The sequence below is a fragment of the Neorhizobium sp. JUb45 genome, assembly GCF_004343585.1.
Taxonomy (GTDB): domain Bacteria; phylum Pseudomonadota; class Alphaproteobacteria; order Rhizobiales; family Rhizobiaceae; genus Neorhizobium.
This window is the reverse complement of sequence record NZ_SLYW01000008.1, coordinates 193951-206506: the sequence shown is the minus strand read 5'-3', so window position 1 is coordinate 206506 and position 12556 is coordinate 193951. Positions and strand designations below refer to the sequence as shown.

At 59.5% G+C, this 12556-nt stretch carries 10 protein-coding genes; 9 read left to right on the top strand and 1 reads right to left on the bottom strand.

Going from position 1 to position 12556, the window contains the following annotated elements; translation table 11 throughout:
• The first annotated feature begins 335 nt into the window (after positions 1-335).
• The 5 genes from EDF70_RS24250 to EDF70_RS24230 all read left to right on the top strand — a co-directional run bounded on the left by EDF70_RS24250 (position 336) and on the right by EDF70_RS24230 (position 8000).
• A complete protein-coding gene (locus tag EDF70_RS24250; protein WP_132278863.1) occupies positions 336-1283 on the top strand; it encodes a phosphoribosylaminoimidazolesuccinocarboxamide synthase in 948 nt (315 codons plus the stop codon).
• A gap of 45 nt (positions 1284-1328) precedes the next feature.
• Positions 1329-1931: a TetR family transcriptional regulator gene (locus EDF70_RS24245; protein WP_132278860.1), complete on the top strand. Its 603-nt coding sequence runs from the start codon at positions 1329-1331 to the stop codon at positions 1929-1931.
• A 164-nt stretch (positions 1932-2095) separates the two neighbouring features.
• A complete protein-coding gene (locus EDF70_RS24240) occupies positions 2096-3280 on the top strand; it encodes an efflux RND transporter periplasmic adaptor subunit (protein WP_132278857.1) in 1185 nt (394 codons plus the stop codon).
• 48 nt (positions 3281-3328) lie between these two features.
• On the top strand, positions 3329-6433 hold the full coding sequence (locus EDF70_RS24235; protein ID WP_132278854.1) for an efflux RND transporter permease subunit: 3105 nt from the start codon (positions 3329-3331) through the stop codon (positions 6431-6433).
• A 115-nt stretch (positions 6434-6548) separates the two neighbouring features.
• Complete coding sequence (locus EDF70_RS24230) at positions 6549-8000, top strand: efflux transporter outer membrane subunit (protein WP_132278851.1); 1452 nt, start codon at positions 6549-6551, stop codon at positions 7998-8000.
• Positions 8001-8097: 97 nt separating this feature from the next.
• Here EDF70_RS24230 and efp read toward each other — a convergent pair whose 3' ends face one another.
• Positions 8098-8667, bottom strand: a complete 570-nt coding sequence (efp, locus tag EDF70_RS24225; protein WP_132278848.1) for an elongation factor P — start codon at positions 8665-8667, stop codon at positions 8098-8100.
• Positions 8668-8819: 152 nt separating this feature from the next.
• Between efp and epmA the strand changes: the two genes are divergently transcribed.
• The 4 genes from epmA (at position 8820) to EDF70_RS24205 (ending at position 12521) form a co-directional block, all read left to right on the top strand.
• Entirely contained in the window at positions 8820-9884 is a 1065-nt protein-coding gene (gene epmA, locus EDF70_RS24220) for an EF-P lysine aminoacylase EpmA (RefSeq protein WP_132278845.1), read from the top strand.
• Entirely contained in the window at positions 9881-10927 is a 1047-nt protein-coding gene (locus EDF70_RS24215) for a lysine-2,3-aminomutase-like protein (protein WP_132278842.1), read from the top strand. Before epmA ends, EDF70_RS24215 begins: the two co-directional genes overlap by 4 nt.
• A 161-nt stretch (positions 10928-11088) precedes the next feature.
• Positions 11089-11340 carry an acyl carrier protein gene (locus EDF70_RS24210; RefSeq protein ID WP_132278839.1) on the top strand — a complete coding sequence of 84 codons (252 nt, stop codon included), beginning with the start codon at positions 11089-11091 and terminating at the stop codon, positions 11338-11340.
• Positions 11340-12521: an acyl-CoA dehydrogenase family protein gene (locus tag EDF70_RS24205; RefSeq protein ID WP_132278836.1), complete on the top strand. Its 1182-nt coding sequence runs from the start codon at positions 11340-11342 to the stop codon at positions 12519-12521. The genes EDF70_RS24210 and EDF70_RS24205 overlap by 1 nt, the downstream gene beginning before the upstream one ends.
• The last annotated feature ends 35 nt before the right edge of the window (positions 12522-12556 follow it).

The following is a 12556-nucleotide window of genomic DNA, read 5'->3' as shown; positions in this document are numbered from 1 at the left end:
ACCAGCATTCGCCAATCTTATGTAGGTTTCTTTAGAACGAAGGACATCGTCGCTAGCAGCGCCGCCGCCCTCGTCAGTGACCGGGTTATAGTCCCACACACATAAAAACGTCAACACACCAAATTCATAAAAATACAAAAATGTGATAAGTGTTTGATTTTTATGGGGTTAATCGAATTTATCTATGTTTCTGTAGCACGAGCATACATTATATACATATAGGCACCTGTAGCGTCACAAAGCTCATGGAGCCGACCCGTATGCAGCATCCTTGTCTCCCGGCAACAAAACATGCGATAGCGGGCCATCATCCATCTTGCGGAAGGTTCTTGCCCGTGCGCGTTCTCAGCGAAGCTTTCATTCCCGAACTGCCGAACCACTATCATGGCAAGGTACGCGAGAATTACGATCTGGCAGACGGTAGCCGCATCATCATCGCAACAGACCGGTTGAGCGCCTTCGACCGCATCATCACCTCGATCCCCGACAAGGGGCACGTACTGACCCAGACGGCACGTTACTGGTTCGAGGCAACCGCCGACATCTGCCCCAATCACGTGATCGCCTATCCCGACCCGAATGTGGTGGTCGGCAAACGTCTGGATATCCTGCCCGTCGAAATCGTGGTGCGCGGTTATCTGGCCGGCACCACGGGCACATCGCTGCTGACGCTCTACAAGAAGGGCGAACGCCGGATGTACGGCCTGACCCTGCCGGATGGCTTGCGTGACAACGAGGTTTTGCCGACACCGGTCATCACCCCGACCAGCAAGGCCTTCGATGGCGGCCATGACGAACCGCTGACGCCGGCCGAAATCATCGAGCGCGGACTGTTGACGTCAGACCAGTGGAAACAGCTTTCGGACTATGCGCTGGCGCTCTTTGCCCGCGGTCAGAAGCTGGCCGCAGAGCGTGGCCTGATCCTCGTCGACACCAAATACGAGTTCGGCACCGACGAAAACGGCACGATCATCCTCGCCGACGAAATCCATACGCCCGACAGCAGCCGTTACTGGATTGCCGACAGCTATGATGAGGCTTTCCGCAGCGGTGGTCGTCCCAGAAGTTTCGACAAGGATTTTGTCCGCGCCTGGGTGGTCGAACGTTGCGACCCCTACAAGGACGAGTTGCCGACGATCCCGCAGACACTGATCGAAGAGACGGCTGCCGTCTACCGAACCGCATTCGAGATGATTACCGGCCGGGTTTTTGAGCCGGATATGGGCGATGGCCCGGTTCTCGAGCGGGTGCGAAAAAACCTGGAAAGCTATTTTCCGAAATAAGGGCGGATTACGTCAGGCAACTGAGGACAAAAGACGAGGGACAGGGTGCGCAGGCCAAGGCGAAAGGCGGAGGAAACCCGCGAAGATATCTTGCAGGCGGCCGAAACCCTGTTTCGCGAACGTGGTATTGCCGGCTGCTCGATCGCCGATATCGCCCAGGCGCTGTCGATGTCACCCGCCAATATCTTCAAACATTTCCATTCCAAGCCCGCTTTGGTGGACGCCATTTGCGAACGCCATATCCATCACCTCGTCGATCGCCTGGCAACACTTGACGAGCAGGCGCCCGCGCCGACCCGCATGGCCCGTGTTGCCTGCAACATCATGGAAGCGCATTTACAGGACATCCGGGAGAACCCGCATCTGTTCGAGATGATCCTGATGGTCTCAAAGGCGAACCTGCCAAGCGCCATGATCTATCGGCAGAAGATCGAGGATCTTTTTGCGGACCTGATCACCCAAGGCATGGCCGCCGGTACCTATCATTGCAAGGATGCAAACGCGGCGAGCCAGCGCGCTTCCGCAGCCTTTGCAAGCATCCTCCACCCGGTGCTTCTGGCCAATGCCGACCTTGGCGAACTGCATGACCGTTGCGACGGGCTTGCCGAACTCGTGAACGCCGCCCTGCAAAATCCGTTTGCCAAGTGACGATTTTGGCATTACGTCACTTTTTTAGAGGTGACCACTGCCAATTTGTTAAGATAATTTAACATTTCGGCAGATGAAACGCGCTTCCGCCGCGGTTTCCGCCATGCCATCATTGTTTTCCCGCGGATCAGCGGGACCCGCAACCATGCCGCCCGGATGACATCATGAATCGTCGCAGCCTTTTGCTTCTCACCATTCCACTGGTCCTTGCCGGCTGCAGTGATTCGGGAAAATCGTCCGGCCAAGCCGGAAATGCAGCGGAAAAGCCGCCGTCACCGGTCAGTATCGTGATCATGAAAAAGCAGGAACAGCCGATCACCCGCGTCCTGCCGGGCCGCGCGGTTGCCTTCCAGACTGCCGAGGTCCGCCCGCAGGTTGCGGGCATGATCAGGGAAGTCGTGTTCAAGGAAGGCAATGAGGTGAAGGCCGGCGATCTGCTCTACAAGATCGACGACAGCAGCTATGCCGCGTCCCTTGCCGAAGCACGAGCAAGCCTTGCCAAGGCGGAGGCGAGCGTACCGACGGCACAATCGAACGTCGTGCGCTATGAGCGACTGGTCAACAGCGGCGCCACCCAGATCGAATTCGAAAATGCCAAAGTGACGCTTCTGCAGGCACAGGCCGACGTCGAGCAGGCAAAGGCGGCGCTGCAATCCGCACAGATCAATCTGGATTTTACCGAGATCAAGGCACCATTTGACAGCGTCACCGACATTTCCAAGGTCGACGTCGGCAATATCGTCACTGCCAACCAGACGACCGCGCTGACGACGCTTCGCCAGCTCGACCCGATCTATATCGACCTCACCGAATCCAGCACCAATCTTCTGGAACTGCGCGCAGCCATTGCTGCCGGCCGCCTGAAGGGCAATCCGAACCAGGCCGATATGCGGCTGAAGCTGGAAGACGGCACCGACTACAACAAGACAGGCCGCCTCGACATGTCGGAACTGGCGGTCAGCGAAACGACCGGCACCTACCAGATCCGCGCGCAGTTCGAAAATCCCGATAATCTGATCCTGCCGGGCATGTATGTGCGCGCCACGGTTACGTTGGGCATGGAATCCGGCTACCTTCTTCCGCAGCGCGCAGCGACCCGCAATGCCCGCGGCGAGCTGTCCGCAAAATTCGTGACCGCCGATAACAAGGTGGAAACCCGGCTTTTCTCGAATGCCCAGGTTTCCGGCAATAACTGGCTGGTGGATACCGACATCAATGAAGGCGACAAGCTGATCGTCGATGGCTTTCAATGGATCGCCGATGGCGCATCTGTAAAGCCCGTCGAAGCGACCGTCGATGACAATGGGCTGGTCACCGAGTCCGAAGCGTCCAAAAAGCCGACGCCCTGACGCCACGCTGTCCGCATTCGCCGAAATCGGTTCGTAAGGTTTATCTGAATGGCCAAGTTTTTTATCCGGCGACCGGTTTTCGCCTGGGCAATCGCAATCGTGATCATGCTGGGCGGTGCGCTCGCGATCACCACATTGTCGATCTCGCAATATCCAGACATCGCGCCGACCACGGTGCGCATCAGTTCGACCTATAACGGCGCCAGCGCCGAGACGGTGGAAAAGTCGGTGACCAGCATCATCGAGGACGGCATGACCGGTCTCGATGACCTGACCTATATGACATCCTCCTCCTCCACCGGCCGTTCGACCGTGACGCTGACATTCGGCAACTCGATCATGCCGGATATTGCGCAGGTGCAGGTGCAGAACAAACTGCAGCTGGTGCAGTCGCAGCTGCCCGACGTGGTACAGAGCCAAGGCATCTCTGTTTCCCGCTCGACCTCCAGCATTCTGATGGTCGGTGCCTTGGTATCGCGAGACAGCAAGCGCAGCTCCGTCGATCTCGGCGACCTTTTTGCGACCTCCATCGAGGATCAGGTGCAGCGTCTGGAAGGTGTCGGCAGTATCAACGTCTTCGGTTCGGGTTATGCCATGCGTGTCTGGCTCGATCCCTTCAAGCTCAACAAATACCAGTTGACGGCTGCCGACGTGACATCCGCCATCGAGGCGCAGAATACCCAGGTTTCCGTCGGTGCGCTCGGCGCCCAGCCGGTGGCGCAAGGCCAGCAGCTGACCGTGACGATGACGGCGCAAAGCCAGCTGACCACGGTGGATGATTTCGAGCGAATCATCCTGAAAGTCGAGCAGAACGGCGCAAACGTGCGACTGAGCGATGTCGCACGTGTCGAGATCGGCCAGGAAAGTTACGGTGGCAGCTCGCGTTATGACGGTTTACCGTCTGCCGGTTTTGCCGTGAACCTTGCGACGGGCGCCAACGCCATCGATACCGCAGCGCTGGTCAAGGGTGAATTGACGCGCGCCGCCGCCGGCCTGCCGGACGGTGTCGAGATCCAGTATCCCTATGACACGACGCCCTTCGTGCAGTTGTCGATCGAAAAGGTCGTGCACACGCTGATAGAGGCGATCGTTCTCGTTTTCGTCGTGCTCCTCGTTTTCCTGCAGAATTTCCGCGCCACGCTGATCCCGATGATCGCCGTACCGGTCGTTCTTCTCGGCACCTTCGGCATTCTGGCGCTCACCGGATATTCCATCAACACGCTCACCATGTTCGCCATGGTTCTGGCGATCGGCCTTCTCGTCGACGATGCCATCGTCGTGGTCGAGAATGTCGAGCGTATCATGGACGAGGAAGGTCTCTCGCCGCTCGAGGCGACGGAAAAGTCGATGGGCGAAATCACCGGCGCCATTATTGGCATTGCGCTGGTGCTGACGGCGGTCTTCATTCCGATGGCATTTTTCGGCGGCTCGACCGGCGTCATCTATCGGCAGTTTTCCATCACCATCGTTTCGGCCATGCTGCTGTCTGCCCTGGTGGCGATCGTGCTGACGCCGGCGCTGTGCGCGACGATGCTGAAACCGGTCGATCACCATAAAAAACAGCGCGGCATCGGCGCCTGGTTCAATCGCAATTTCGACCACGCGACCAACGGTTATGTCGGAAGCGTCGGTTATCTCCTCAAACGCCCGCTGCGCATGGTGGTGATGTTCGCTATCGTCGTCGGCGGCTGTGCATTCCTGTTTACCCGTCTGCCGAGCTCGTTTCTGCCGCAGGAAGACCAGGGCGTGCTGATGACGATCATCCAGACGCCGGTCGGCGCAACGACCGAACGCACGGAAGCGGTCGTCAAGCAGGTCGAGCAATTCTATCTCGGTCAGGAGAAGGACAATGTCGAAGCGGTGTTCGGTGCGCTCGGCTTCTCGTTCAACGGCACGGGCCAGAACAACGCGATCGTCTTCACCAAGCTCAAGGATTTCGATCTGCGTACCGGCAGCGGTCAATCCGCAGCCGAAATCATGCACCGCGCCCAGGCGCATTTCCTGACCCTGCGCGACGCCCAGGTCTTTGCCCTTCTGCCGCCGGCCATTCAGGGGCTGGGCAATTCGGCCGGCTTCTCGATGTATCTGGTCGATAGCGGCAATAACGGCAATGATGCACTGACCCGTGTTTCGCAACAGTTGATCCAGGAAACCGGTACAAACGCCTATATCAGCTCGCTGCGCTCCAACAGCCAGCGCTCCGAAACCCAGCTGAAGATCCTGCTGGATCAGGAAAAGCTGGGGGCCATGGGCGTGGATCTTTCGGCGGTCAATTCCATGCTGGCAACCATTTTTGCCGGCCGTGACGTCAATGATTTCACGCTCAACAACGAGCTGAAGCCGGTTTATGTGCAGGGCGACACGCCCTACCGCATGCAGCCGACCGACCTGAAATACTGGTATGCCCGCAATACTGCCGGCGAGATGGTGCCCTTTTCCAGCTTCAGCAAGCTGGACTGGGTAAGCGGCACGCCGCAGCTTGCCCGGTACAACGGCACCAGCGCGATTTCGCTCGATGGCGCATCCAAGCCGGGCGTCAGCACCGGCGAAGCGATGGATGAGATGGAGCGGCTGGTCGAGGCATTGCCCGGCGGCTACACGGTGGCATGGCAAGGTATTTCCTATCAGGAACGCCTTTCCGGCTCGCAGGCGCCCATGCTTTACGCGCTGTCGATCCTGATCGTTTTCCTCTGCCTGGCTGCGCTTTACGAAAGCTGGTCGATCCCGTTCTCGGTCATCCTTGCCGTTCCCGTCGGTGTTCTCGGCGCGGTCGGTGCAGCCTACCTTCTGGGACAGTCGAATGACGTCTATTTCAAGGTCGGGCTTCTGACGACGATCGGCCTCGCAGCCAAGAACGCGATCCTCATCGTCGAGTTTGCGAAAGACAGGCAGGAAACCGGCATGGGAATGCTTGAGGCTACGCTTGAGGCCGCTAAACTGCGCTTGAGGCCAATCATCATGACCTCTCTCGCCTTCATTCTGGGCGTTGTTCCCTTGGCAATTGCCACTGGCGCAGGCTCCGCAGCGCAGAATGCAATCGGCATTGGTGTGCTCGGGGGTATGCTTTCTGCAACACTCCTCGGAATTTTCTTCGTGCCATCCCTCTTTGTGGTGGTCCGACGGTTATCAAGAGGTAAAAAAACAGTCATTTAACTTGGTGATTTGAATTCGGCGAAAGCCGTTGCGTCCTGTGCGCTTGCAAAGAATGACAAAGCACAAACGACGTGACGGCTGGATGCCGCTTGATCCGTTAGATTAGGAAAAGCACATGGTTTCCATACGCGCAGCGGCTCCGATTGTTATGCTACTGCTGTCCGGATGTGTCGTCGGTCCCGACCACTCCGCACCCGAAATAACGCTTCCGTCGAAGTTTGCCGAAGGCAGCGCCAAGAGCAATGGTGATGTCTCCACCGATCAGTGGTGGACGGCCTTCAGCGACCCCCGTCTCAACAGCTATGTCAAACAGGGCCTCGACCAGAACCTTGACATCCTGCAGGCGATGGAACGCATCAATCAGGCCGAAGCCCAGGTGATCAGTGCCGGTGCCGGTGGCCTGCCTTCGTTGACCCTTGGCACAGCTGCAACGCGCTCGGGTGACAGAGGTCTTCGCGGCAGCCCAAGCACAACGCCGACCCTCAGCGTCAACGGTGGCCTTGAAGGTTCCTGGCTGCTCGACTTCTTCGGCCTCTATCGCCGTTCGAAGGAAGCAGCGATCGCCGAGCTCGGCGCAGCCGATGCCGCCGTCGATACGGCACGCCTGTCGCTGCTGTCGCAGGTCGCGGCCGCCTATATCGACGTTCGTTATTATCAGGAAAGCATTGCGCTTGCCCGCTCGAACCTGAAGTCGCGCAACGAAACCCTGTCCCTGACCCGGCTGCAGCTGGATGCCGGCGCTGCTTCACGCCTTGACGTGGTACAGTCCGAAAGCCTGGTGAACACCACGCTGGCCACTATCCCCAGCCTGGAAACACAGTATCGTCAGGCGGCACATCGTGTTGCAACCCTGCTCGGCATGCCGGCATCCTCGCTGCTCGGCGAGTTGCAGAAGGGCGCACGTCAGCCAGTTGCCCGTTTCAACGCCAAGGCCGGCGTTCCTGCCGATCTCGTGCGCAATCGTCCGGACATCCGCGCCGCCGAACGCACGCTTGCTGCGGCTGTTGCCAATATCGGCGTTGCCGAAGCCAATCTGTATCCGAGCATCAGCCTGAGCGGCTCGATTTCGCCTTCGTATCTTCGCCGTAATGGCGGCTCGGACACGCATCTCCTCAGCTGGTCGTTCGGCCCGGCGCTCAATCTGCCGATCTTCGATGGCGGACAGCTGAGAGCCAACGTCTCGGCCAGCGAATCGGCGGCACGCGAAGCCTATCTCGCCTGGAAGCAGACGGTTCTGGGCGCGGTCGAAGAAGTTGAAAACGCACTGGCCGCGGTTACGCGTGACAGCCGCACGGTTGCTGCCAACCGCGCAACCGTCGCTTCCAGCCAGGAAGCACTGACGCTTGCAACTGCCAGCTATCGTGACGGCGCATCGTCTCTGCTCGATGTTCTGGACGCACAGCGCACGGTCTCGGAAGCACAGTCTAATCTTGCGCAGGCTATCCGCCAGATGGCGCAGGACTATGTATCGCTGAGCGTTGCCATGGGTGGCGGTTATGCCTTCGGCAAAGCTCCGGCCGGCGCCAAGGGCCCGACTGTCTACGCAGCGAAGTCGCTCAAGAAGTAAATCGGGGCGGCGCGGTTTCCGCGCCTCACCTTCTCCAAACGAAAAGGCCCCGGAAGCATGCTTCCGGGGCCTTTTTATATCGGGACTGTAGAGCGGCTTAGTTCTTGGCGCGCTCGACGTAGGAATTGTCTTCCGTGGCGATGACGACGCGGGTGCCGGCATCGATATGTGGCGGGACCGAGGTGCGGATGCCGTTCGACAGCATGGCCGGCTTGTAGGACGAAGACGCCGTCTGGCCCTTCACGACCGGCTCGGTCTCGGTGATTTCGAGAATGACGTGGCGCGGCAACTGGAGGGCAAGCGCGATGCCTTCATGCATGGACAGGATGCAGACCATGCCTTCCTGCAGATAGGCCTTCTGGTCGCCCATCGTTTCGACATCGACAACGATCTGGTCGTAGTTTTCCGGGTTCATGAAGTGAAAACCTTCGCCGTCCTCGTAGAGGAACTGGTGGTTGACGTCTTCAACGAACGCGCGCTCGACCTGCTCGGTCGTGCGCCAGCGCTCCGACACCTTCACGCCATCAACGATGCGGCGCATGTTGACCTGGGTGACCGGCGTGCCCTTGCCCGGGTGAAAGTTTTCAGCCGTGAGAACGACATAAAGCTTGCCGTCGACGTCGATAACGTTGCCCTTGCGGACCGATGAGGCGATGACCTTGACCATAAGACTTCCTTGTAACTCGGCCAGCCACGTCGTAGAGGACTGGCAAAATGGCCGTAGCGATGCTTTTCAGGTTTCCTTGGCCGCGCAACTAACGCAAAATCCGCCAAATAGCCAGCCCCTGTTGGAGCACGGCGCGGCGAAGAGAAACAACCATGACCCGCACCGGTGCATCCACATCTCCCTGGTGGACAAAAAGCGTCCATGCCGACCGTCGCCCTTTTCTGATCGGCCGCAACCGGGTGCAGGCCGCTTTGCGCCAGTTTTTCGGCGCCCAGGATTTTGTCGAGGTCGATACCGCCACGCTGCAGGTTTCTCCAGGCAACGAGGCGCATCTGCATGCCTTTGCCACGCAAGCGCTGACCATCGACGGCCGCGCCGCGCCGCTTTACCTGCACACATCGCCGGAGTTTGCGGCCAAGAAACTGCTGACGGCTGGCGAAAACCGCATCGTCACCTTCGCCCATGTCTATCGCAACCGCGAGCGCGGCCCGCTGCACCACCCGGAATTCACCATGCTGGAATGGTACCGCGTCGGCGAAACCTATGAGCAGTTGATGGCCGACTGTGCCGACATGCTGAAACTAGCAGCCGAGACGACCGGCACGAAACGGTTTACCTTTCGCGGCATGGAGACCGATCCCTTCGCCGAGCCGGAACGGGTGACGCTGGCGCAAACCTTTGAGCGTTTTGCCGGCATAGACCTCCTCTCCTCGGTTTCCGCGACCGGCGAAAACGACCGGGACACTCTGGCTGCGGAGCTGCGACGTGTCGGCCTGAAAGTTTCGGACGACGACAGCTGGGCCGACCTGTTCAGCAAGGTTCTGGTCGAAAAAATCGAACCGCATCTGGGCAATGGCCGCGCCACCATTCTGTGCGAATACCCGGTTTCGGAAGCAGCCCTTGCCCGCCCCTCGCCGCGCGACCCGCGCGTCGCCGAACGGTTCGAGCTTTATGCCTGCGGCGTGGAACTGGCCAATGCCTTTGGCGAACTGACCGATGCCGGTGAGCAGCGCCGCCGTTTTGAGATCGAGATGGCGGAAAAGGCCCGGATCTACGGCGAGACCTATCCGATCGACGAGGATTTTCTCGACGCCCTCGCCTTGATGCCGGATGCCAGCGGTGCGGCGCTCGGCTTCGACCGGCTGGCCATGCTGGCGACCGGTGCGTCGCGGGTCGATCAGGTCATGTGGGCGCCGGTGGCGGAGACTTTTTCGTGACCGCTGTGCGCTCATTGAAGACGCCCGAGGAATTGCTGGCAGCAAACCTCATTGGATCGGAGCGTCTGGAGGCGGTGCGTGCTGTCGCCGACCGCTACGCCATCGCGTTGACACCGACCGTGGCGGCGCTGATCGACCATACGGACGAAAACGACCCGATCGCCCGCCAGTTCGTGCCCGATGGCGCCGAACTGGTGACGACGCCGGAAGAACGTGAGGACCCGATCGGCGATGCCGCCCACAGCCCCGTCAAGGGCATCGTGCATCGTTACCCTGACCGTGTGCTGTTGAAGGCCGTGCATGTCTGCCCGGTCTATTGCCGCTTCTGTTTTCGCCGCGAAATGGTGGGGCCGCAGGGCGATGGAACGCTGGCGCCCGACGAATTGGAAGCGGCGCTCGGTTATATCCGCGACAACCGCCAGATCTGGGAGGTTATCCTGACCGGTGGCGATCCGCTGGTGCTGTCTCCACGCCGGCTGGCAGTAATCATGCGCGGTCTGGCCGAGATCGAACACGTGAAAATTCTGCGCTTTCATACGCGCGTGCCCGTCGTCGAACCCGGCAGGATCGATGACGCCATGATCGATGCGCTAAAGCAAAGCGGCAAGGTGGTTTATGTGGCACTGCATGCCAACCATGCCCGCGAAATGACGCCGCAGGCGCGGGCCGCCTGTGCGCGGCTGGTGGATGCCGGTTTTCCGATGGTGAGCCAGACTGTGCTCTTGAAGGGCGTCAACGACGACCCGGCCGTTCTCGGCGACCTGATGAAGGCCTTTGTTGAGACACGGATCAAACCCTATTACCTGCACCACCCCGACCTTGCCCCCGGCACCGGCCATTTCCGCCTCGATATCGAGGAAGGTCAGAAAATCGTTTCCGCTCTGCGTGGCAATATATCCGGCCTGTGTCAGCCGACCTATGTGCTGGATATTCCCGGCGGCCATGGCAAGGCGGTAATCGGCGAGAATGCGGCAAGACGTGATGGCGGCTGTTATTCGGTCAGCGATTATCGCGGGGAGGCGCATCGCTATCCTCCGGAGTGACGGGCACGCGAAAGGCGAGGAGCCTTATACCGCCCCTTTACTCAAATTCTACAGAATCCCGCATCCAAGATTTCACCAAATTACTTTGCCGTTCCTTAGGCTCTCTTCGCTAAAACCCAAGCATCAATCGATGAACAATTGAATGCGTGGGAGATGTCGAGATGAACGAGACGATTCGCGAATTGCTGGGCCGTGTTGGCGGCCTGCCCGTGGCGGTGACGGATATCACCGATGAGGCGGATCTTTATGCCGCCGGCCTTTCTTCCTTCGCATCCGTGCAGGTGATGCTGGCGATCGAAGAAGCCTTTGATATCGAATTCCCGGATAGCCTTTTGAACCGCAAGTCCTTCGCCAGCATTGCGGCGATCGAAGCAACGGTGGCGCAGATCATCAAGAGCCGCGAGGCCGCCTGATGTCTCTCGCTGCACTCGCCACCGACAATACGCTTAGCACCCGCGCGCACCGCGTGGCGGCAGTCGCAGCAGAATTTGCCGATCGCGTCGATGCGGACGGCCGTTTTCCCAAAGAGGCCGTGGAGGCGATGAAGGCCGAGCGTTTGCTTGGCATTCAGGTGCCATCCGCCCATGGCGGCGAAAGCGCCTCGCTGCTGGAAATCGCCGAGGTCTGCTCGATCCTCGGACAGGCCTGCGCTTCAAGCGCGATGATCTTTGCCATGCATCACATCAAGCTTTCGAGCTTGGTGGAGCACGGCGAGGAAAGCCAATGGCACCTGGGCTTCATGAAGGAAGTGGCCGGACGCCAGCTGCTTTTGGGCTCGGCAACGACCGAAGGCGGCATCGGCGGCAACCTGCGCAATTCGATCTGCGCCATCGAGATCGACGGCACCACCTGCCGCCTGACCAAGGACGCGACCGTGATTTCCTACGGTGCGCAGGCCGATGCCATTCTGATTACCTCTCGCGCCAATGCCGATGCAGCCCCGAGCGACCAGGTGATGACCGTGTTCCGCAAGGGCCAGTACACGCTGGAACAGACCCATGTCTGGGATACGCTTGGCATGCGCGGCACCTGCTCGGACGGTTTCCTGTTCAAGGGTGAAGCGCCGGCCGAACAGGTATTTCCAAAGCCGTTTGCCGAAATTGCCGCGCAATCCATGCTCGCGACCTGCCACCTTTTGTGGAGCGGCGTGTGGTTCGGCATTGCCGCCGATGCGGTGTCTCGCGCCCAGAGTTTTGTGCGTGCCGCCGCCCGCAAATCGGCCGGCCAGGTTCCGCCCGGTGCGCTGCATCTGGCCGAAGCGTCCAATCTTTTGCAGCTGGTGAAATCCAACCTGCTTTCCGGCATCGAGACCTATGAAGCCGCGCGTGCCGATGGCGACCGCCTGTCTTCCATGAGTTTTGCCGTCGCCATGAACAATATCAAGATCGCCTCGTCGCAGACGATCCTCGATATCATCAACAAGGCGATGCTGATCTGCGGCATCATGGGCTACAAGAACGGCACGCCCTATAGCCTCGGCCGCCACCTGCGCGATGCGCATTCGGCGCAGCTGATGATTTCCAACGATCGCATCCTCGCCAACAGCGCGACCATGCTTCTGGTGCAGAAACCGGATTTCAGCCTGCTCGGCTGAGATCCACGACCAATCTTTCCTTTTCCTCAGGGGTG

Bases quoted from the DNA above. Each gene is read 5' to 3' on its own strand.
- EDF70_RS24240 (WP_132278857.1), top strand. From the start codon at position 2,096: ATGAATCGTCGCAGCCTTTTGCTTCTCACCATTCCACTGGTCCTTGCC.
- EDF70_RS24235 (WP_132278854.1), top strand. From the start codon at position 3,329: ATGGCCAAGTTTTTTATCCGGCGACCGGTTTTCGCCTGGGCAATCGCA.
- EDF70_RS24230 (WP_132278851.1), top strand. From the start codon at position 6,549: ATGGTTTCCATACGCGCAGCGGCTCCGATTGTTATGCTACTGCTGTCC.
- efp (WP_132278848.1), bottom strand. From the start codon at position 8,667: ATGGTCAAGGTCATCGCCTCATCGGTCCGCAAGGGCAACGTTATCGAC.
- epmA (WP_132278845.1), top strand. From the start codon at position 8,820: ATGACCCGCACCGGTGCATCCACATCTCCCTGGTGGACAAAAAGCGTC.
- EDF70_RS24210 (WP_132278839.1), top strand. From the start codon at position 11,089: ATGAACGAGACGATTCGCGAATTGCTGGGCCGTGTTGGCGGCCTGCCC.
- EDF70_RS24205 (WP_132278836.1), top strand. From the start codon at position 11,340: ATGTCTCTCGCTGCACTCGCCACCGACAATACGCTTAGCACCCGCGCG.